The 23,039-nt window shown below is 34.7% G+C and carries 20 protein-coding genes; 2 read left to right on the top strand and 18 right to left on the bottom strand.

Annotated features, from left to right (window positions below):
- Positions 1-315: 315 nt before the first annotated feature.
- From spoVE to BKP45_RS19385, 13 genes are all read right to left on the bottom strand, one after another.
- Positions 316-1,416 (bottom strand): stage V sporulation protein E, encoded by a 1,101-nt coding sequence (gene spoVE / locus BKP45_RS19445; RefSeq protein WP_071390833.1) that lies wholly within the window; start codon positions 1,414-1,416, stop codon positions 316-318.
- Positions 1,417-1,497: 81 nt separating this feature from the next.
- Positions 1,498-2,853 carry a UDP-N-acetylmuramoyl-L-alanine--D-glutamate ligase gene (murD, locus tag BKP45_RS19440; protein WP_071390832.1) on the bottom strand — a complete coding sequence of 452 codons (1,356 nt, stop codon included), beginning with the start codon at positions 2,851-2,853 and terminating at the stop codon, positions 1,498-1,500.
- Entirely contained in the window at positions 2,854-3,831 is a 978-nt protein-coding gene (mraY, locus tag BKP45_RS19435; protein WP_071390831.1) for a phospho-N-acetylmuramoyl-pentapeptide-transferase, read from the bottom strand.
- A gap of 16 nt (positions 3,832-3,847) precedes the next feature.
- Positions 3,848-5,212: a UDP-N-acetylmuramoyl-tripeptide--D-alanyl-D-alanine ligase gene (locus BKP45_RS19430; protein ID WP_071390830.1), complete on the bottom strand. Its 1,365-nt coding sequence runs from the start codon at positions 5,210-5,212 to the stop codon at positions 3,848-3,850.
- Positions 5,202-6,680, bottom strand: a complete 1,479-nt coding sequence (locus tag BKP45_RS19425; RefSeq protein WP_071391041.1) for a UDP-N-acetylmuramoyl-L-alanyl-D-glutamate--2,6-diaminopimelate ligase — start codon at positions 6,678-6,680, stop codon at positions 5,202-5,204. The genes BKP45_RS19430 and BKP45_RS19425 overlap by 11 nt, the downstream gene beginning before the upstream one ends.
- Positions 6,681-7,039: 359 nt before the next feature.
- A complete protein-coding gene (locus BKP45_RS19420; RefSeq protein WP_071390829.1) occupies positions 7,040-8,974 on the bottom strand; it encodes a stage V sporulation protein D in 1,935 nt (644 codons plus the stop codon).
- Between the two features lie 80 nt (positions 8,975-9,054).
- Entirely contained in the window at positions 9,055-11,265 is a 2,211-nt protein-coding gene (locus BKP45_RS19415) for a penicillin-binding protein (protein ID WP_245747565.1), read from the bottom strand.
- Between the two features lie 290 nt (positions 11,266-11,555).
- Positions 11,556-11,921 carry a cell division protein FtsL gene (gene ftsL, locus BKP45_RS19410; RefSeq protein ID WP_071390828.1) on the bottom strand — a complete coding sequence of 122 codons (366 nt, stop codon included), beginning with the start codon at positions 11,919-11,921 and terminating at the stop codon, positions 11,556-11,558.
- On the bottom strand, positions 11,914-12,867 hold the full coding sequence (gene rsmH, locus BKP45_RS19405; protein ID WP_071390827.1) for a 16S rRNA (cytosine(1402)-N(4))-methyltransferase RsmH: 954 nt from the start codon (positions 12,865-12,867) through the stop codon (positions 11,914-11,916). The genes ftsL and rsmH overlap by 8 nt, the downstream gene beginning before the upstream one ends.
- Positions 12,868-12,969: 102 nt before the next feature.
- Entirely contained in the window at positions 12,970-13,401 is a 432-nt protein-coding gene (gene mraZ, locus BKP45_RS19400; RefSeq protein ID WP_071309946.1) for a division/cell wall cluster transcriptional repressor MraZ, read from the bottom strand.
- A 163-nt stretch (positions 13,402-13,564) separates the two neighbouring features.
- Positions 13,565-15,193, bottom strand: a complete 1,629-nt coding sequence (bshC, locus tag BKP45_RS19395; protein ID WP_071390826.1) for a bacillithiol biosynthesis cysteine-adding enzyme BshC — start codon at positions 15,191-15,193, stop codon at positions 13,565-13,567.
- Positions 15,194-15,284: 91 nt separating this feature from the next.
- Positions 15,285-15,671, bottom strand: coding sequence for a DUF3397 domain-containing protein (locus tag BKP45_RS19390; protein WP_071390825.1), 387 nt, complete (start codon positions 15,669-15,671; stop codon positions 15,285-15,287).
- Entirely contained in the window at positions 15,668-16,585 is a 918-nt protein-coding gene (locus BKP45_RS19385) for a 2-dehydropantoate 2-reductase (RefSeq protein ID WP_071390824.1), read from the bottom strand. Before BKP45_RS19385 ends, BKP45_RS19390 begins: the two co-directional genes overlap by 4 nt.
- A 275-nt stretch (positions 16,586-16,860) precedes the next feature.
- Between BKP45_RS19385 and BKP45_RS19380 the strand changes: the two genes are divergently transcribed.
- Positions 16,861-17,331 carry an N-acetyltransferase gene (locus BKP45_RS19380; protein ID WP_071390823.1) on the top strand — a complete coding sequence of 157 codons (471 nt, stop codon included), beginning with the start codon at positions 16,861-16,863 and terminating at the stop codon, positions 17,329-17,331.
- A gap of 323 nt (positions 17,332-17,654) precedes the next feature.
- On the opposite strand, the gene BKP45_RS19375 is transcribed toward BKP45_RS19380, so the two are convergent.
- The 3 genes from BKP45_RS19375 to BKP45_RS19365 all read right to left on the bottom strand — a co-directional run bounded on the left by BKP45_RS19375 (position 17,655) and on the right by BKP45_RS19365 (position 19,373).
- Positions 17,655-18,239, bottom strand: a complete 585-nt coding sequence (locus BKP45_RS19375; protein ID WP_071390822.1) for an RsfA family transcriptional regulator — start codon at positions 18,237-18,239, stop codon at positions 17,655-17,657.
- Positions 18,240-18,614: 375 nt separating this feature from the next.
- A complete protein-coding gene (rpmF, locus tag BKP45_RS19370) occupies positions 18,615-18,788 on the bottom strand; it encodes a 50S ribosomal protein L32 (protein WP_071309869.1) in 174 nt (57 codons plus the stop codon).
- A gap of 78 nt (positions 18,789-18,866) precedes the next feature.
- The gene (locus tag BKP45_RS19365; protein WP_071390821.1) at positions 18,867-19,373 is read right to left on the bottom strand and encodes a YceD family protein; all 507 of its coding nucleotides are present in this window, start codon (positions 19,371-19,373) and stop codon (positions 18,867-18,869) included.
- A gap of 261 nt (positions 19,374-19,634) precedes the next feature.
- Here BKP45_RS19365 and BKP45_RS19360 point away from each other — a divergent pair, with 261 nt between their 5' ends.
- Complete coding sequence (locus BKP45_RS19360; protein WP_071390820.1) at positions 19,635-20,846, top strand: nucleotidyltransferase; 1,212 nt, start codon at positions 19,635-19,637, stop codon at positions 20,844-20,846.
- A 256-nt stretch (positions 20,847-21,102) separates the two neighbouring features.
- Here the strand turns inward: BKP45_RS19360 and BKP45_RS19355 are convergent, their stop codons facing one another.
- Both BKP45_RS19355 and BKP45_RS19350 read right to left on the bottom strand, forming a co-directional pair.
- Positions 21,103-22,149, bottom strand: coding sequence for a SepM family pheromone-processing serine protease (locus tag BKP45_RS19355; protein ID WP_084788069.1), 1,047 nt, complete (start codon positions 22,147-22,149; stop codon positions 21,103-21,105).
- Position 22,150: 1 nt separating this feature from the next.
- Positions 22,151-22,933 carry a patatin-like phospholipase family protein gene (locus BKP45_RS19350; protein ID WP_071390819.1) on the bottom strand — a complete coding sequence of 261 codons (783 nt, stop codon included), beginning with the start codon at positions 22,931-22,933 and terminating at the stop codon, positions 22,151-22,153.
- Positions 22,934-23,039: the final 106 nt, after the last annotated feature.

Genomic DNA, 23,039 nt, shown 5'->3' with positions numbered 1-23,039 from the left:
GACTAAACTCGTAGGCACTGAAGCTACTTTCTAGCTTAACAAATATTATACTTACTTACCTGAATATCATAACTACAATATCCTACCACATTAAGCTAAAGCTAAATTTAATTAACTTGGTGATAGGTAATATCTATACTATGAATTTCCTTAACCTTTAAAATGCTTTTCATCTCTCCATTATATCTTAATTAAGAGACAAATATCACTATAATAATAGAATAAAGCCCTTTTATTTTAAAGGGCTCTATACAAAAATATTCAAAGTAAGCCGAGCAGCTAATTTTATTAAAACCATTAATATTATTTATTGTTTTAATACCGAGCGTATCGACTTATATTTAACAACACGCCTACGGCTACGAGCATTAATGTTAGGGATGATCCACCATAACTTAAAAAAGGTAGTGTAATTCCTGTAACAGGCATTAATCCAATTACTACTCCGATGTTTATCATTACTTGAATGGCTATCATTCCAATAATTCCTATAGCAAAAAGGCTACCAAATAAATCCGGGGCGCCAAGAGCTATACGGATCCCCCTCCATAGTAAAACACTAAACAAAAGGATCACAAACGTTCCACCAATAAATCCGAGTTCCTCTGAAAGAATCGCAAAAATAAAATCAGTCTGGGGTTCAGGTAAATAGAAAAATTTCTGTCTACTTTCCCCTAAACCTAACCCCATTAATCCACCTGGACCAATCGCATATAACGATTGGATTATTTGAAAGCCACTTCCTAAAGGATCTGACCAAGGGTCTAGAAATGATGTAATACGCTTAATACGATAAGGTGCAGAAATGATCAAAGCCGCAAAGCCAGCTCCCCCTATCATTCCTAGGCCAATAAAGTGACTTATTTTTGCCCCGGATACATAAATCATAACAATACATGTACCTACCATTACCGCACCGGTCCCTAGATCTGGTTGAAGCATGATTAACCCAAAGGCAACCATGACAAATGAAAGTGATGGTAAAAGGCCTTGTTTAAATTTGGTGATCTTCTTTTGATTTTCTGATAAATATTTTGCTAAAAATGCAATCATTGCAAATTTCATAAATTCAGAAGGTTGAATAGAAAATGCCCCAACCCCTAACCAACTTCTGGCACCACCTCTTACTAACCCCACCCCTGGGATTAATACTACGATAAGTAAAATAAAACAAACAATGATGATCAATTTTGAGTGTTTACGCCATGTCCAATAATCAATATTCATTATAATAAACATAGCTATAACACCCAAGCCAGCAAAGAAAAGCTGCCTTTTAGCAAAAAAGAAAGCATCATCAAACTTATAAGTTGCCCAAACAGCACTAGCACTATAAACCATAATCATCCCTATTGTTAATAAGGCGAGTGTTGTCATAATTAATATAAAGTCTGGTGTTGATTTCGTTTTAGGCAAAGTGGAACACCTCATTCATTCTTGAATTTGGGCAAGCCCCTATTACCTATGTGTATGCACTCGAAAAGAAAACATGTCCATTTATTTTCCTAAGTTGTGTACCGCCTCAATAAATGTATCGCCTCTTTGTTCAAATGTTTTAAACTGGTCCCAACTCGCACATGCTGGAGATAATAAAATAACATCGTTCTTACTTGAACTATCGTACGCTTCATTCACCGCTTCATTAAGATTATTGACGGTTTTAATGAAAGTCAACCCTGCTTTTTTGGCTGCATTCCCAAGTTTTTGTGCCGTTTCACCATATAATACTACACCTTTTACTTTTTTAAGTGTAGGAATTAAATCATCAAATTCATTTCCACGATCTAGCCCACCCGCTATTAAAATTACAGGATCACTAAAAGCAGAAATAGCAACCTTTGTTGCAAACATATTTGTAGCCTTTGAGTCATTATAAAATTTTCGTTCATTAATAACTGTTACAAATTGGGTTCTGTGCTTCACTCCAGAAAATGTTGAAAGAACTTCAACTATTCTATTATTTTTTGCCCCTGCAAGTTTAGCAGCACAAATGGCTGCTAATATATTTTCTAAATTATGTGCTCCAGGAAGAACGATTTTGTCTAAAGAAATAATTTTTTCATTTTGAAAATAAATAGTGTTATTTTCGATATAAGCTCCGTTTTCTACTTTCTTTTTTACCGAAAATGTCACTCTATTTCCATTTACACCTTCAGATAACCTAACTACATTTGGGTCATCTTCGTTTATAACGTAGTAGTCTTCTTTTGTTAAGTTTGCAAAGATTTTCGCTTTCGCTTCGCCATAAGCTTGTTTTGTTCCGTGATAATCTAGATGTGAATCAAACAAGTTTAAGAATACTGAAATTTTAGGATGGAAATTTTCAGTACCCATTAATTGAAAGCTCGAAACCTCTGTTACAAGAATATTTTTTTTTGTGGCAACTTGAGCTACCTCACAAGCTACAGTTCCTATATTACCAGCTAGTAAAGGTTCTCTTTCACTTTCTTTTAACATTTCAGAGATTAGGGTAGTTGTTGTAGTTTTTCCGTTTGAACCTGTTATCGCGATCATTTCCGCTTCAGATATGATAGAAGCAATTTCTAGTTCAGTAATTACGATTATCCCTTTTTCCAACGCTTTTTTTATTAAAGGATTAGTATATGGAATCCCTGGATTTTTAACGACGAGGTCAAAATCTTGATCTAGTAGTTCCAAAGGATGTCCGCCACATATTACTTCAACTCCTAACTCTTGAAGTTCACGTGCTTGAACATTCTCTTCGATAGGTTTTTGATCGTTAACAACGACTATAGCTCCCAGTTTATGGAGAAGTTTACTAACTGCAACCCCACTTTTAGCTAGACCTACAACGAGCACCTTTTTTCCAATGTAAAATTGTATATTTTTCATTTAAATCCACACCTCTAAATAAATTCCTAGTACAGCAAATACTAGACCCACAAGCCAAAATGTTACTACGACACGCCATTCAGTCCAACCCGATAATTCGTAGTGATGATGTAGAGGGCTCATTTTAAAGATACGTTTGCCCCTAGTCTTAAAAGAAATTACTTGAATAATAACTGATAAAGTTTCAATAACAAATACACCGCCAATAATAACAAGTAAAATTTCCATTTTTGTTAAAATAGCAACAGCTGCAATGGCTCCCCCTAATGCAAGTGAACCTGTATCTCCCATAAATACTTTGGCTGGATGTGCGTTAAAAACTAAAAAACCTAGAACACCCCCAACAACAGCTGCGCAAAACATAGCAATGTCCATTTGTTCAGCGTTAAAAGCAATTACTGCATAAGCACCAAATGCAATTGCTGCCGTTCCCGCTAACAAACCGTCTAATCCATCTGTTAAATTGACTGCATTTGATGCGCCGACCAACATAATAATGATTAACGGTAAATATAAAATTCCAATGTCAATCCCTAAATCTGTCCCAGGTACATTTATAATAGTAGAGAACTCTAATTTCTTAATGACTATATAAAAGATTGTAGCAATTATTAATTGCCCAAGAAGCTTTTGTTTTGATGTTAAACCTAAATTACGTTTTAACACTACTTTAATAAAATCATCTAAAAATCCTAATAGACCAAATCCTAAAGTAACGAGTAATAATAAATAGACTTCAACTGTTAAAGTTAAAAATTGACCAATCATAAACACAGTTGCAATAGCAATTGCGCCTAAAATCATTACACCACCCATTGTAGGGGTTCCACTCTTTTTTTGGTGCGATTTTGGCCCTTCTTCCCTAATACTTTGACCAAATTTTAATCGTCGCAAAAACGGAATAATAATTGGTGATAATATGACTGATACTAAAAATGCAGTAATTAACGTAAAAAATAATAACTTTTCTGCTGGCATTTTTTATCCCCCTTTCCTACATATATAGGGATGTAGCAATCGTTTCAAGCTTCATACCTCGAGAAGCTTTAATAAGGACGATACTGCTATCATTTACTATATTTTTAAGATTTTCAAGTACTTCTTCTTTTGATTCAAATGACCTTATTACAATGTTATCAGTGTTTCTTTCTAACAACGCTTCACTGATCCAATTTCCTTTTTCACCAACCGTAAAAAGATGAGTGATCGGTGAAGTTATACTTTCACAAACAGAACGATGTAGGTTTCGTTCATCTATTCCGAGTTCATACATATCACCAAGTACAAGAATTCGTTGATCAAAATCTCCTAAATCTTTAACAGTTTCAATTGCTGCCTTCATAGAGGTAGGACTTGAATTATATGCATCATTTATTATGATAGATCCATTGATTCCTTGCTTTTTTTCCATTCTCATACTAGTTAAGATACAATTATTTAACCCTAATTGTATTGTATGTTCACTTAGTCCTAAATATTTTCCTACAGCTATTGAATATGTTGAATTTTTTACATTATGCTTCCCTAAAAGCGGAAGAACAAAGTCATATTTGTTATTTAAAGAAAATTTTGAACCGTTGGCAGTTTGTTCTAGGTTTGTAATTATATAATCGTTAGTATCATTATAACCACACTCTATTTTATTTAAATCAACGTGATGACTATTCAAAAGTGGTTCGTCTCCATCATATATTAAAACACCATTTTCTTTTAATCCATGAATAATCTCAAACTTAGCTTGAGCAATTCCGTCTCTACTACCTAATTGCTCGATATGCGATTCACCAATATTCGTAATAATTACAATATCTGGTTGAGCAATATTACTTAATAGAGAAATCTCCCCAAAATGATTCATTCCCATTTCAAGAATTGCGACCTCACAATCATTAGGCATCGCTAGAATCGTTAAAGGAAGCCCTATATGATTATTAAAATTCCCTTGTGTTTTATGAGTCCTATAGGTAGTGCAAAGAACTGCTTCAAGTAAATCTTTCACCGTCGTTTTTCCATTACTACCTGTAACACCAATGACTTTAGGACTAACCTTTTGTAAGTAATTTTTAGACAAATTTTGTAGAGCTAGTAGGGTATCTTTGACATAAATTACCGGAAATTCAGCCTCAAGACCTTCTGGAAGTGGTTTACTCTCATTCCATAATGTAGCAACCGCTCCGCTTTCGATAGCTCCAAATAGAAAATCATGCCCGTCAAAACGTTCACCGATAATTGGAATAAACAGCCCATTTTGTACTTTGTTTCGGCTATCGATAAATACAGCCTCAATCATTGTTTCGTCGTTAATTTCCCCTCTAAAATTAGAGGAAATTCCTTTTAGCATATTTATTTTAAAACTCATTATTTAACAGCTCCTTAACAGCCTCTTTGGCAATAAGACGATCATCAAAGTAGATGGTTTCATTTCCAATTGTTTGATATGTTTCATGACCTTTACCTGCAATAATAATAACGTCATTTTCTTTAGCATTTTTTATTGCGTGTATTATCGCTTGTTTTCGATCAACAATAGTATTATTTAAACTATGTTCAGTTAAACCAACTTCCATATCTTTCAAAATTTGATGCGGATCTTCGCTTCTAGGGTTATCAGACGTCAATACTACACTATCAGCTAACTCACTAGCAATTTTTGCCATTAATGGACGCTTTGTTTTATCTCTATCCCCCCCACAGCCAACTACGACACAAATGTCTCCTGAAGCAAATTCCTTCACTGTTTTTAATACATTGTCTAAACTGTCTGGAGTATGTGCATAATCAACAATAACTGTAAAAGGTTGTCCGCCATCAACTGGTTCAAATCGTCCAGACACTCCTTGCACTGTCTCTAATGAATTAATAATTGATTGAATAGGAATACCATCTACTAGACATGCCGCCATTGCTGCCAAAGCGTTATATACACTAAACTTACCAATCATTTTCAACTGTACTGTAGCTTCTTTTCCAAAAGCATTGACGTCAAAAGAAGTTCCTTGAGAAGTTATTTTAATATTTGATGCGCGTACATCGCATTCTTGATCAATACCGTACGTAACGATTTCGGCTGCAGTCATCTTTTCGTATTCACTTGATGCAGGATCATCGATATTGAGAACTGCAATTTTTCTTTCTTTGTTCAAATATGTATTACCTAATTGAGCAAACAATAACCCTTTCGCATTTCGGTAAGCTTCCATTGTTTTATGATAATCAAGATGGTCTTGTGAAAGATTTGTAAATACTGCAATATTAAAGTCACATCCCCTCACTCTACCAAGATGAAGGGCATGGCTTGAAACTTCCATAACAGCAGATTGTACACCATGATCGACCATTTTTCTAAAGGTTTGTTGTAATGAAATAGATTCAGGGGTTGTATTTTTGGTTTCAATCGTTTCATCAGCTATTTTCATGTACATCGTCCCTATAAGACCTGTTGTAATACTTGCATCCCTTAATATTTTCTCAATTAAATGTGTGGTCGTAGTTTTACCATTTGTTCCTGTCACTCCAATTAATGACATTTTTCTAGTTGGATGATCATAAAACACATTTGAAATAATAGCCATTGCACGCTTTGTATCTTTAACTAGTACTACTGGCACATCTACATCTAGTGGCTTCTCGGCTAGAATCGCAACCGCCCCATTTTCAACAGATCGCTTAGCAAAATCATGTCCGTCAACTGTATATCCATCAATACAAATAAATAGACTACCGCTTTTTACTTGTCGGGAGTCCATCTCTACTGATTTGATAACTGGATTTAGTGAACTGTTTTTTTCATATTGATACAAACAGCTAATAAGATCATCTAGATTCATCATTTTAATTCCCTCTCATTCGTTTACTTACTACCTAGCGTAGCATATAAAACTAATTTTTAAACTTCCAATTTGGATGTTGCATCGTTTATTTTTATAAAAATAAACGATGCAACATTCAACTTCTTTTAAAGAGGATGCAAACGTAAAATTCATTACCAGCCATCCTCTTTTGATTATCATCATAAAGCTGTACTTCTATTGATGAGAGTTTTCCTTCATCCCCACTGATTGTTAGTTTAACTTATCCGACCTTTATGGGCAGTTAATCTCCCACCTAAACTTTTCGATTACCTTACGTTTTGAAGTAGGTGTCTTACTGGCCTAAAGTGGAGGATAAATAAACACATAGATTTATTTTAATCTTCACTTCCTGTTTTGTCACCTAATAAAATTCGTATTGTGGAGTATTGTTTAACCTTTATACCTGGATCAGGTGACTGTGCTAATACCATATCTCCTTCTCCGCTTACATCTAACCTTAATTCGTAATAGGCTGCATTGATATCTTGCCTCGTTCTCCCAACTAGATCCGGAACCTCAATTAATGGCTCATCGGTCCATAGACGTTCTTTTTCAATTTGATCCTGTCTTTTTTCTACGTCCATCGCTCTTAAACTGTCTCCGATAACCTTCCCAACAATTGGTGCCGCAACAACTCCACCAAACTGAACAGTGCCCTTTGGATTATCAATAGCTACATAAACAACAATTTGCGGATCATCTGCTGGAGCAAAACCGATAAATGAAACAATATGATTATTCTCTAAATAACGACCACCTTGGGCTTTTTGAGCTGTTCCAGTTTTTCCACCAACACGATAACCATCCACAAACGCACCTTTTCCTGTCCCTTTTGCCACAACATGTTCGAGTGCATAACGAACTTGTTTGCTTGTTTCATCAGAAATGACCCTTCGTTTAATTGTTGGTTCAGTTACATCTAAAGCCACACCAGTAACTGGATCAATCCACTCTTTAGCAATAAATGGTGTATATAAATACCCACCATTTATTGCCGCAGAAACTGCAGCAACTTGCTGTAAAGGTGTAACAGAAACCCCTTGACCAAAGGCGGTAGTAGCTTGTTCCAACGGTCCAACTCGGTCCCTGTTAAAGAGAATTCCCTTCGCCTCTCCTTGAAGGTCTATACCTGTCTTTTCCCCGAAACCGAAGCTTTCTATATAATCAAAAAGCCGATCTTTACCCAATCGTTCCCCTAAAACTACAAATCCTGGGTTACAGGAATTCTGTACGACTTCTAAGAAAGTTTGATGTCCATGCCCCCCTTTTTTCCAACAACGTAACCTGTGACCAGATACTTCAATAAACCCGGGATCATTAAATGAATCTTCCAATAAATCAACCTCCCCTTCTTCAAGTGCCGCAGCAAGGGTAATAATTTTAAAGGTTGATCCTGGTTCATATTGCATCCATACAGGTTTGTTTTGGTTATATATTTCTGGAGGAACATTGCGGAAATTTTCCGGGTCATAATCAGGCCTACTTGACATCCCTAAGATCTCTCCAGTATTTGGATTCATAGCAATAGCAATCGCCCCATCCGGATTGTAAATAGCTTCAGCTATATCAAGTTCCCTCTCAATAATGGTTTGTACATTTGTATCGACTGTTAATCTTAAGTTTAAACCATCAACAGGTTCTTGATATTCATCAGCTAGATTCGGCATTCTCCTACCTTTAGCGTCAGAAAAAAATGAGACGTAGCCTTTTTGACCACTTAGTTTTTCATCGTAATATAATTCAATTCCAGTTAAGCCTTGATTGTCAATTCCCGCAAAACCAAGTACATGAGATAGGTAATTTCCAAATGGATAGTGTCGTTTGTTATCTTCAGCTATATAAACCCCTGGTATCCCTAACTTCCTAACTTCGCTAGCTAGTTCATTGCTAATCTTTCTACCTTCAGGGTTTATTCTAACGATGGATTCTTTTTTTGTTAACAAACTATAAATCTTTTTTTGATCCATCCTTAAAACATTTGCTAACTTTTCAGAATCTTCAACCGCATTTTTTATTTGCCTTGGTACGATTAATACTGACGGTGCACTTACATTAGTCGCTAAGGGCACGCCATTCCGATCTAAAATTTCTCCACGCTCCGCTTCAAAAGGAATATTTCTACTCCACGAATCCTCTGCACGATCTGTTAATTCATTCCCTAAAGCAAACTGCACATAACCGAGTCTGATGACAATTACTAAAAAGAATAGTAAACCGAAAGTCAAAACGAAAACTAATCGTCTCCGTACAGTAACATTTGAAACACGCACAACTACATCCCCCTTATAGGTCACATTTGTAGGCTTGTTTCAATGTATGCTTGTACGTCAATAATTAGACCTTTATCTCACTAATCTATTTGAACTACCTCTTCAGTCCCCTCTATTTTTTCAGGTTCAACTTCCTCATGGAAAAATACATCTTCAGTAACTCCATTTGGTAACGCAAGTTCAATAGCAATGTAATCACCTTTTTCAACAGTTTGATTACTAGGAATACTTTGTTTCGTAACAAAACCAGACCCAATAAAGTTCGCATTTAATTCTAAAATGGTTGCTAATTTCATTACATCGCGTAGAGACCAGCCTTTAATATTGGGCATATTATAAGTGTTACTATCAGTAGCAATCATTACCTTTTCACCAGGGATAAGCATAGTACTGCCAATCGGCAGTTGTTCTTCAACCTTATCACCTGATCCTAGCACAATTGCCTCTACTCCAATTTCACGAAAGTACGCCTTTGCACTTTCGATACTTTCACCTACATAACTCTTAGTAAGGACACCTTCCTCAACGAGATCATCTTGACTAACGGTAGCACTAGGAGATATATTTAGGTACTGCAAACTATGTTTCATTATAGTTGTGAAAATTTGCGATACTGGAGCCGCTCCCGGCTCATGTAGGTCTAATTTAGGACGGTCAACTGCTACATATACGATCAATTGAGGATCTGATTTAGGTGCTACCCCCAGAAAAGAATAAATATATTGTCCATGCCCACTTAAATAGCCTCCACCATTAGGATTAGGAATTTCTGCTGTGCCTGTTTTCCCTGCTATCTCAAACCCCTCTATGTAGTATGGTTTACCTGTACCTGCTGGAGAATCTACAACAGATTCCATTAATTCAAGTACTTGAGTTGCCGTTGTACTTGAAATAGGTTCACCTACTATTTCAGGCTCAGTACTTTCAATAACCTCGCCTGTATTTGGATCAATAATTCTATCTATAACGAAAGGTTTCATCATTTTCCCACCATTAGCAATAGCAGTTACTGCTTGAATTTGTTGAATAGGTGTAATAGCTGTCCCTTGACCAAAAGCTGTGGTTGCAGCATCAATCAAATAAGAATCTGCAATGAGACTATTTACTTCATTTGGCAGGTCAATTCCGGTAGTATTACGGAATCCAAATTCATTAATGTAATGAAAAAGTCGATCTGGCCCTAATTTTTCTAACGCGAGTATTGAATAGGCTACGTTAGATGAACGTTGGAAGCCTTCATCAAACTGAATTTGCCCCCATCCCATTCCTTGGTTATGGTCACGTACTCTTCTACCACCAATCTGATAACTACCTGACTGATAATATTCATCACCTTCATAAACCCCTTCTTCAATTGCTGCAGCTAATGTGAAAATTTTCATTGTCGAGCCAGGCTCAAATCTAGAAGAAACCGTATAATTTGTGTAATTTGTAATTTCTTCGTAAAAATTCGGATTAAAACTTGGACGATTACTCATAGCAAGAATTTCACCAGTCTTAGGATCTGCAACTACAGCCATTATCCTTTCTGGATCATATTGTTCTTCAACTTGAGACATCACTTGTTCTAAGGCCATTTGGATATTAGAGTCGAGTGTTAAATATATATCAAACCCATTCTTCGGTAATTCGATTATTTCATCAATATTTGGTAGTTTAATCCCTTTACGATCACTTAAGTACTGAATAAATCCGTCTTCTTTTACTAAATAATTATTTAGACTACTTTCTAAACCCATTCTAGCCTTAGACATATCCCTCTCAGTGTAGCCAATTACATGCGAAGCAAATGTTTGGCTCGGATAATACCGACGTGGCTCTTTTCTAAAATTAATACCTTGTAAATTCAGGTTCTCTATTTCTCTTTTTTTCTCTAAACTTATATTTTTAGTCCCAGGACCAAGCTCTACTTGAAAACGCCCTTCTTGAGATAATAGTCGCTCTAATTCTACAACAGGTCTATCTACAATCGGAGCCAACTTTTCAGCTGTCATCCGTGGGTCTTCAACACGATTTCTTGAATTCACATCTAAAATTGCTTCGATTGTATAGGATGGGATTTCTTCAGCGAGCGCACCCCCAAACCGATCATAGATTGTACCCCGTTTACCCTCAATAGTTTGTTTCCTTGTCCATCGATCTTCCGCTATAGCTTCGAGCTCATGCCCATTTACTGCTTTTTTCATTTGTATATATCCGACCCTTGTAACCATAACAGAAAAGATCAATAAAAAAACAATTAAAACTACCACTGCTCGAACGTTCATTTTATTTAATTTACTTACAGCCAAGATCATCACCTTTATTTTCTTATTTAACTATAGCGCAAGATAGTCACTTTAGTTTGATATTTTCTTTACGTATTTAACAATACTAATGAAAAACAGATTCGTCATTAGAAATCTTTTCCATTGATTATTACTATATAAAAAGTACACCATTACCGTGTTTATACCTTACCGAATTGAAGTATTTCTTATCAAACTATAGATACCGTTAAAATTCCCCATTGTTTTCGTATTGAAGTAGGGGAATTATACTATCGGTGAAATAAAATGAAAAACTAGTCCAAAATACCGAACTAGTTTTGCACAACCTTTACATTTTTATCATTTAAAGACATTCCAAGCTCGTTAGTAGCAATATATAGTATTCGATCTGGAGCTGAAAGCTCTGTCACTTGTAACTGGAGAGCTTCGTTATTAGTAGCTTGAGCACTTATAGACCTTTCAAGAGTGTGAATTTCGCTATTGACAATATAGATTGACGCGAAAGTAGAGATAACTAAGTACGATGCAAAAACTAAACCAACGACAGTCGAAAAATATAAAAACTTTTCCCCTGATGTTATACGTAGTTTTCGCTTTATCTGAGGCTGATTTTGTTGTTGATATTCTGTAGTATCATATACCTTTTTTCTTTCTAATTTTCTAGCAAGGTTACTCATTTGACGTTACCTCCTTTTGTTTTTCAGCAATTCGAAGTTTAGCAGATCGTGAACGTTTATTCATTTCTACCTCTTCTTCTGATGGAATTATCGGCTTTCTTGTCATTAACTTTAGAATAGGTTCATAACCTTCCGGGATAACAGGAATATCTCTAGGTAATTGTGGGCCAGTACTTGCCTCTTTAAAGATCGTCTTACAAATACGATCTTCTAAAGAATGGAACGTAATTACTGATATTCTACCGCCTTTAGCAGTAATTTCAATTGCGCTGTTTATTGCATCCTCAAACGCTCGTAGTTCATCATTAACGGCAATTCTTATCGCTTGAAATGTTCGTTTCGCCGGATGGCCTCCCGTCCTTCTCGCGGGCGCAGGTATAGCATCTTTAATAATTTCTACTAACTCTCCAGTAGTTTTAATACGTCGGTTTAGACGGTAGGCTTCAATTTTTCTAGCTATTTGTTTAGCGAATTTTTCTTCCCCATACCTTGAAATAATCCTCATCAAATCATGAAATGACCATTCATTTACAATTTCCTCAGCAGTTAATGGAGAGGTTTGATCCATTCTCATATCTAACGGTGCATCATGATTATAGCTAAACCCACGCTCTGCTTCGTCTAATTGGGGAGATGATACACCTAAATCAAATAATACACCATCAACCTTATAAACCCCGTGCAACGACAACTGTTCTTTTAAATGACGGAAATTACTTTTAACAATAGTAAACATACCTTCATATTTCTTAAGTCTCTCTTTTGCATGTTTAATTGCAATTTCATCTTGATCAAAAGCAAATAATTGTCCTTCACTTGAAAGTTTAGACAAAATTAATTCCGAATGACCCGCTCCTCCAAGTGTACAATCTACATACACACCATCTTCTTTTATATTTAACCCTGCTACGGCTTCTTCTTTTAATACCGTAATATGTTCAAACATATTAACACCTTCTTACTATTTTGTACTTCTTAGGTTGTGACAAATAAGAACTGTTTATCCAATCGTCTAGAAACCTAAATTTTTCTGTTTAATGTAGGAAGTTTACAAATCAAAATCAACGATCCCTTCAGCAATTTCACTAAAAGATTCCTCTGACTCAGCGAAATATTCTTCCCAAATTGACTTACTCCAAACTTCCACACGATTAGAAACACCTATTACAACACATTCTTTTTCTAATTTTGCGTATTGTCGGAGTGGGGCAGAAATATTTACCCTACCTTGTTTATCCAAATCACATTCAGATGCTCCTGAAAAGAAAAAGCGGGTAAATGCTCTAGCGTCTTTTTTAGTAAATGGTAAGCTTTTCAATTTTTCTTCTAGTTGTTTCCATTCACTTTCAGGATAAGCAAATAAGCATTGATCTAGCCCTCGGGTAATAACAAAGTTGGAGCCTAGACCTTCACGGAATTTTACAGGTATTATCATCCTACCTTTTTCATCTATCGTATGATGATATTCTCCCATAAACATGTGAAGTTCCTCCTCTCCCCACTTTCTACCTCTAAAATACCACATCCCCCCACTTTCTACCACTTTATTTTTAAATTCTTTCAAACAAAAAAAAATCCTGCTTATATTACAGGATTTTCTTTCGTCATATTTTTTCATATCAAAATAAATTCTACTATTTTTGTCACTTTAAATAGATTAATTTGTGTTTATCATTCAACTCTAATGTTAATCCTGTCATTCTTTCAACAAAATCAAGACCATATTCATTTAAATAATGCAAGATGTTTAAGCTACGTTCTTGCAAACCATTATTCGGAAATAGATTAACATCAATAAGAGCAAACTTAAGCAATTGATTCTCATATTTTTGTTGCAGGCTTTTTTCAAGTTTTCTCGCTAAGAAAGTAAGTTCTCTTTTTATGATTAATTCATTTTTAAGTGCAAGAGCTTCTAATCCTTTATCATATCTGTTAACAAGATCCTTTAGTGGTTGATGAAGATCTTCCACCTCATCTAAAACTTCGTGAAGAGTCTCATTAATTTGATCTTTTTCATCCCAGAGAGCCAATTCATTTCGCCTTTTAGAACTACCATAGGTAATAGCGTCGATTGCAGATATGTTAAATTCCTCTAGCAATTTATTTACTTGTGGGCTAACAATCGTCATAGATAGGCGCGGAACAACGGGTGGCATTTTTAGTCCAAACAAATGAAAAACTTCTTTTAGTGTTGCCCAGTAAGCAATTTCCCCTGGTCCACCCACAAAAGCTAATACAGGCAAAAGGAGTTCCTGCATTAGCGGCCTAGTCACCACATTATTACTAAAGTTTTCTGGTTGTTTTTCAACAAGGTGCAAAAGATCGTCTTTAGAAAACTGACAAATCCCTTTTTTATCACTAAACATATTAGAATCAATTCTTTCTAACAATAGGCGACTCCCGTTGTAGTGGTAAAATAAATGTGCACTATTCTCCCCACGCTCAATAGGTTCACCAAAACCTTGATTATATAAGGCATTTGCACTTTGTAAAAACTTATCATTTATCTGTTCATTATTCAGAATCATTTGTTTCAAATATGGAATTTCTAACTTTCTAAGTTCTGGATTGTGAGAATCAAGTAAAACGATTCCACTATTTTTAAATAATCTATGGATAAGAAAACTGAAAAAATCTACGTAATTTTTGCTTTTCGCAATAATTTCGTTAAGCTCTGATAATAACGTATTTGTCACAGAAGTTTCTATACCATCCAGAAAAACTTCCTTAACAAAGGCGAGAACTTCACTTTGTTCAAGGCACAAATCAGAAACCGACTTTTTTGCACTATTTTGTTGATCTACTTTACGCTTGTGCAGCTTACTATCATGAATGCTAAAAATATGATTAATTTCTTCAAAATCATGATCTTCACCAGCTATCCAAAATATTGGCACTACAGGCACAGAGAGTTTTTCTTCCTGTTCTTTTGCTAACTTTATAATAGTAATAATTTTATGTATCGTATATAGTGGGCCTGTTAATACCCCTGCCTGTTGACCACCTACAACCACTACTGATTTAGGATCTAATAACTTTTTAGCATTGTGAACAGTTTCATTTGAACAATTATATTTTTTATTAAATTTTAATAAATGTTCAAATAGACAAGCTCTTTGGAAGTGTAACTTTGATAACTCTTTATACCGTTGTGTATATGGATTATTTTGATAAGAGTAGTCAAAAAAAGTCTGGATAAATTGATCATTAGGTTCATGATATTGTTCCATTAACTTTGATTGATTTCGCAATAAACATTCTGTGGTTTTCATCGGACCTACACCTCCTTTTTTTGCAAGTTTACTTAAATAACTTAGAGTATAGCAGACCATTTTCATTTATTCCAATAATTTCCCTTCTATATCACGTAATCATAAAAATGCGTGAAAACAACCCGTAAATGCTAAGTAAAAAATATACGATCAAGAAGAGAAGAAAATTTAATCGCCATATTCCCTTTATCAACTTCTTCAATTCAATGTCTTTAGATAATTTCCAATGTATGATAGTAAAAATGATTGCAACTATTAAGATAGCTATTAATATTAACCAAAATAAAGAAAGAGCCCATAATTCATATGCAATGTAGTAGACAGCAAAAATAAATAGTATCGTCGTTACATCAACGGCTAATTTTATCGAACGTCTTTTATTTTTGGTAGTTTTAACCGAAACAATATAAACAAAATAAAAAGCTAGTAATGGTAACGTAACAAAAGTTGCTACTATCCAAGCTAAAGCGTTACTCATAGCCCCCCCTCCTCTCTTTGCAATTCCATACCTTTAATACCAGTATAAAGAAATTGATTATAAGGTAGGTGAACACCTAATTTATTTGCCTTATCTAATATAACACCCGTAATTGCTTCTATTTCAGTTGTCCTCCCCCCTTCTAAGTCCTTAAGCATAGAAGAGCGGTTTTGACTAGTTTTATGACAAATTTGAATTATTTGTTGCCAGTCTTCTTCTGTGCAATTGTAAATTGATGAAATTTCTTCAAACAACAATTTCATTGCTTCAAAATAATAATTATTTGTAAGTAACGAGCCATTTGTTACTTTATAAATAGCTGTAAGAGGATTAATAACACCATTTACAACAAGTTTTTTTTCCATAATATCCATCCAATTCTCATGAACTTCCGTCAGGAAACCTACTTCTGATAACCTTTTCCAAATATGTATAGGGTGGTTTCCATTTTCGAAATAACAACCTATTTTCAAAACTCCTATGCCCGTATGTTTCACATCGGTCGGAGTCCTTTTTAATGCACCATGCTCAACAATTCCAACATAAACATTATCGGCTTTACTAATCAGTTTATTTAAATACTTAATATGACTCATCCCATTTTGCATAAAAACGACTGTACTAACCTTACCTTGTAAATTTTGTAGCGTAGACACAACTTCTTGTAGATTGTATTGCTTTACCGCCAAAAAAAGAATGTCATCATTGAATTCCTTTATTTTTGAAAATGTAACACTTTTTACCCTAACCCTCGTCAGACTCATTCCACTTTCGAGAGTAATCCCCATTTTATTTATCTTGTTTGCCTGTTCATCTGTTTTTGTATAGATTGTCACATGAAAACCACTTTTTGATAAGTAACTGGCCAAAAGCAGCCCTACCGATCCACCACCAACAATTCCTACTTTCTCCAAAGAATCTCCACCTTATTGATGTAATATCTCAATATTAGCATATTGACTATCAAGAACCGAAAGAAAATGACATGATTTTTCTGATATATTAATATATTTTTTACAAGGGAAAACGAGTGAATAAAACTATTCCATTCACTTAGCCAAATTAAACTACACTTTGATGGGATGAATTAGTTCTATGAACTTCATTAACTAATACCTCACTCTATTGTAAATCAAGAAGGTCAAGTTTTTCTACAGTAAATCTTAAAATGTTATGGAGGGAGTTAAGCATGGAGCACATTGAAGTTAAACGTTTACTCATCAACTATAAAACATTAGAGGAGTTTGAAAACTTTAGAGAATATGGGTCCCAAGAATTATCAATGAAAGAAGATTTAAGAGCTAATATCATTGAGAACGATAGCGAATCTCCATTTTACGGTATTTATTACGGAAAAAAACTTGTAGCGAGAATGAGCGTTTATCGTATAGACCAAAAATATAACCGTTATTTCAAACCAGCTCAAGATTATTTAGAGTTATGGAAACTTGAAGTTCTTGAGCCATATCGAGGTAGGGGGCTAGGAAAAATTTTAGTGAACTATGTAAAGAGTTTAAATTTACCAGTCAAAACTAATGCCCGCCAACGTTCTGATGAATTTTGGGTAAAAATGGATTTCCAACCTCTAACATATAACGAGGAAAGAGACCGAGGAGAAAATCCTTACGTTTGGTTCCCAAAAGGTGTTTCAGAACAATAAGAGGGGACGAAGAGAGTTTAAAGTCATTAGGGCAATTGAGCTACCCTTCTTTCTAACATCCGAATTTTATACTTTTCCTTTTAATAAAAACATGAAACAAGGATGACCATTTTAACGTCATCCTTGTTTCATGTTTTTATACGACAAGCACTTTGATCAGGAGCAGTTTTTCCGTGCGAACCGCAGAAGCAATAATGCATGTGATACTCCAAGGAGCTTTTTCAATTAGCAAACGAAAAATTAGTACCTCGACTAAACGACAGAGCTACTAAACGCCTAAAGCTAAAAAATTCCAACTATTTAAAATGATTCTTTTCTAAATTTCAAGTAACTGACATTTTTTTCGCACGATCCATAATACCAATTAATAGCTTGTAATCTTGTTTCATTACATCATAATCACTTACAAGTTTTGATAACTCCCTCGTAATTCTTTCATTTTCACTAGCTAGCTCAGTTATCTTTTCCTTCAACTTTTTATTTTCTTCAGCCAAACTTTGATTTGATTCGAGTGCCCCTTTATGTGAAGCTAGAAATTCAATAACATCTTCCATACTCATACTTAAAGGTTGTGGCACAACCTCTTGTGCCTCACTTTCAAATTCAGACACCGGCACATCAGAAATTCCAGTTGATATTTCTTCACTGAATTCTTGGATACTATCCTCTAATTTATTTTTCTTTAAACTTTTTCTTTGTTTTTTTGCAATGGCGATAGCAGCCTCATATTTCTTTCGAATACTTGAATTCCATCTAAAACCACAAGCAGCAGCAGTTCTAGATAATCGCTCTCCTACTTCTTCAAAAGCAGCCAATTGGGTACTACCTTCACGAATATGCCTTAAAACGACTTCAGCTAACACTAAATCCTCATCATTAGTCCAGGCGTCTTGACGAACGATAGACATCGAATCCCTCCAATAAAAAATCCTTTTTACTATCTTTATGCAAATACTAGATAAGATAGACTCTTTTACCTTTTTACCTATTAAAGAATTATTACCTATTTAACGGCATTTATTCAGAAGGGATTCCGCTCTAAATACGAGTATTAAATCGTTATCATATTCCAATTTATTTATCCCACTCTTAAGGGTCAGTAAGATCCCCACTTAAAACGTAAGAAAATCAAAAAGTTTAGGTGGGGGATGATGGAAAACCCCTACTGATTGAAGTTCAGCTTTATAGCTCAACTATTGATTAACAGTAAAAAGACAGGAAGGGACTCCTTCCTGTCTTTTATCGTAGCGTAAATAAGTTTTACATTTGTTCACATAAACTTATTATTTACTTACAACTTCATTTCCTTTATAAGACCCACATTCTTTACATACACGGTGAGCAAGTTTTAATTCACCGCACTCTGGGCATTTTACCATTCCAGGTACTTCTAATTTAAAGTGAGTACGACGCTTGTTTTTACGAGTTTTTGATGTTCTACGAAAAGGTACTGCCATTATTCCCACCTCCTTAAACTGTTATTAAATATGTTAAAACGAAGGCCGGAATTGCCGGATACTTCTTTTTTAAACACATTACTTGTCGTCAAAGAACTTGGCTAAATCTGCTAAACGCGGATCAATCCGTTCTTTTTTGTTTTCTTCTGTTAAAAGCTCCCAATCATTCCCTGATTGTGGGGCATCTCCTTTTAAATCTTCACTAAAAATTTGTAAAGGTATCTCTAAAAGGATCGCTTGTTTGATGTAAGGTAATAAGTCAACTATATCATTCTCAAGATCATGCACATCGTCGTCACCTTCGAATCCTATCCAATCGTGTAACTTAAATGTTTCGATTGTTTCAACTTGAAAAGGAAAAGGTACATCTGCAAGTGTTCTTGAACAAGGTAAAACCATCTCTCCTTTAATTGATAGAGAAAAAGTAATCGAATGATTAGAAAAATTCCCTTCACCTTTAACATGTACGAGTGAAATATCTTGAATATCGTTATTAGTCTTTTTTAAATCACTAACGTCAACCATTTCATCGATATTTATACCCTTATTCTTTAACGTGTTCAGTTGCTGAACTGACCATTTCATCATTCTCACCTCAAGACAACAAAGGTAATTATAGCCTTCGAAAAGTATTTTGTCAACCTTTCTTCTTTACACTACTTCTCTTTATTTATTATATTTTTTTCTGTAAATTATACAGAAAAACCACTAACGAGAATTTTATCATATTATACTACAATTTTTAAGACTTATTTTAATTTCTATAGTTCATTTTTTTTATAAGGTATTAGCTTTATACTATTTATTTTTGTATAATTTTAAACAAAATAAGAAAGGGGTGTAAGAATGAATGTTACTGGTGTTGTAGTTGAATATAATCCCTTCCATAACGGTCATAAGCTTCATATAAATGAAACAAAACAAATTACCGATGCAGACCTAATTGTAGCAATAATGAGTGGGAACTTTTTACAGAGGGGAGAACCTGCACTTATATCTAAATGGGCGCGAACGAAAATGGCATTGAATCAAGGGGTAGATATTGTTTTGGAGCTTCCATATGTTTATGCTACTCAGCATGCTGAATTATTTGCTAACGGCGCGATATCAATATTAAATGGATTTGGCGCTAACTCTGTCTGTTTTGGTAGTGAATCTGGAGATATAAAAGATTTTCATAGACTTATTAAATTTATTAATGAGAACGAAACTACATATAGAGAATCTATTCGCGACGCATTAAAAAAAGGGGTTAGTTACCCCAAGGCCTTATCCTTCGCATTTAAAAAGTTAAAAAATCACAATCAGGTTTTAGACTTATCACTTCCCAACAATATTTTAGGTTACCAGTACGTGAAAGCCATTTATGAACAAAAAGCAAATATAAAACCATTTACTATCAAAAGAAAAGAAGCACAATATCATGATAAAGAAATTCCAAAACAATCTATTGCCAGTGCCACTAGTATTAGAAAGAAGCTAGTAAAAGAACAAGATCACCTTAATTCTATTAATCATGTTGTCCCTTCAACTACTTACGATGAATTAGTTCAATATCGTAAAATGTATCATAACTTTCAAGACTGGGAACGACTATTTCCTTATTTAAAGTATAAAGTACTTACATCTTCACCCATCGCTTTGGCTAACATATACGAAGCAGAGGAAGGCCTTGAAAACCGATTATCACAGACCATAAATGAAGCAACAAGCTTTCAAAGCCTCATGGAAAAAATAAAAACAAAACGCTATACATGGACCAGACTACAACGCTTCTGTTTACATACGCTAACAAATTCGACCAAAGAAGAAATGAGTGCCATTAATGATACTACACCTTATATACGCGTATTAGGCATGAATCAAAAAGGGAGAAAATATATTAACAACCAAAAGAAGTATCTAGAGCTACCATTAATATCAACAATTTCAAAGATAAATCACCCTTTTATCAATATTGAAAAAAGAGCGACTTCTTGCTACTCACTTGGTTATAGCCCGATTATCCAAGCAAAATTAATAAAAGAGGAATATGCCCACCCTCCTGTCATTATTTAAAAAAGCGCAAAACGCCTTTAGCTAGCACGATCTCTAACTTCAAAAATTTTATTTATGCTTTCTTATTATTTAGAATAAAGAGCCTAGAGTATTGAAATAAACTTTTCAACGTTTATTTCAACTCTAGGCTCTTTATTAATCAAACTGATTTGAACTTAAGGGTCAAAGATCCCCAGCGTAAGGGAGAACTTCCATCAGGTGGGGTTGAGTCTCCATCTGAATTTCGGATGTTTTAGCGAAGCTAGAACAAGTTCTCTTATTTCGGCTCAAGATTTTCTAAGAATGTGATAGCATCCTCAAATGAGTCAATAGGTACGATTTCCATTTTACCATTTATTAATTCAGATGCTTCTAGTGCTTCTTGATAATTAGAAGTCTTTGAGTTAAATTCATTAGGTGCAAAGAAAAAATCAGCACCTACACGCTCGGCTGCAATCACTTTTTGTTTTACTCCACCGATACGACCAACTTCCCCTTCTTCATTAATTGTTCCAGTTCCCGCGATGTTATAGCCTTTTGTTAAATCTTCTTCAACTAATTGATTGTAAATCTCTAGACTAAACATGAGCCCAGCAGACGGACCACCAATTTTTTTAGTATCTATCGTAACATTTGGACTAATAATTAGTTCTCTTTTTGTAATAGGGCTTGTGATCCCAATTCCCATCCTTTTTCCTGTTGGATCTACTTCCTCAGGAAATGAAGTAACAAATAGTTCAACTTCAGATTTTTGTTCATCCCGAATAATGGATAATGATACTTTATTATTTTGTTGTTGATCACCAAGTTGTGCAAGCAATTCATCAACGGTCTTAACCTGGGTATCATTAACAGTGACAATTAAATCCCCTAATTCTAAAAGGTCATAAGCAGGCATATCTTCAATCATCCCGGTTACTAAAACACCATAATTTTGAAAGTAAGCTTCTTTACCTGCCTGTTGATAAGCTACAATCGTCGCAATATCTTGTGAAGAACTCATCATCAATAATTGTCTTTGGTGATATTCCTGATCTGTTTCACCACTTCTAAGGATATATTCCTCATGAATCAACTCTCTAGTATCGCTTATTTGAGCCAACAAATAATTTACTATATTTGCTTTCCCCATACGTACAGTTGTCAGCATAAAAGTCCCTTCATCTTCATATCCACCCTCTACTTCAATAATTGTATTTAGTACGTTTGCATCACCAGGTTTTGAAAAGTAATATGGCAAATGGTAAAGATTTATAAAAAGTAGTAAAAACAAAATAATAATCCATCTTTTTTTTATGAGGGGGGTTTTATTAAAGGTTGACATATTATTTCTCCTTCCAGTTCTCTATCAACAATTGAATTTCAGGGAGTTTCGTTTTTGCAGCTTCCACACCTTCTTGAATAATTTGATCAACATTTGTGAAAGCTGTAGAACTATATTGATTTATCATTGGTTTTATCATAATATCACTATCTATTTCATTAATGCGAATCATTTCTTGCTCCATTATTTCCATACTTCTCATGATTACATCGAAAATAGAGGTTATTTCAGGCTCAACTTCTAAAAAAGATACATCGACAGCAATAGTAATGTCTGCATCCATTTTTTTTACTTCCGTTACTGGAACTCTATCTACTACCGCCCCATCAACTAACAATCTACCATTACTTTTTTCCGGAACAAAAATACCTGGAATGGAGATACTTGCTCTTACCGCCTCAGAAATATCACCATGAGCAAACACAACTTTCTCCCCCTTTAATAAATCAGTGGCAACAATTCGTAAAGGTGGTGTAAGCTCTTCAAGTACTTTACCTTTCGTTAAAATTCTAATTAATTGTTTTACTTTATCCCCAGAAATAAGACCCATTTTCGGAACAGTAAAGTCTACATAATATTTTCTTCTGAAATGAAGGGCCATTTTGGCCATTTGTTGAGGGGTGTAACCACATCCGTAAAAAACCCCCACTAATGCCCCCATACTACTCCCCGAAATACAATGTATTGGCACTTTCGCTTCTTCAAATACTTGAAGGACTCCTATATGAGCGAAGCCTCTAGCACCACCTGAACCCAATGCTAAACCAATTTTCGGCTCGGCCAATTTCCTTTCCTCCAATCTCTCCAAAAAGCATTTATTATTAAATGATTATTTCTTCTTATTTTCACATAATCAGTATTTATGAAATTAAAAATTATCTTTTAAAATC

The organism is Anaerobacillus alkalidiazotrophicus, from assembly GCF_001866055.1.
Note: the sequence above shows the minus strand (reverse complement) of the source record. Positions and strands in the feature narration are given on the sequence as shown.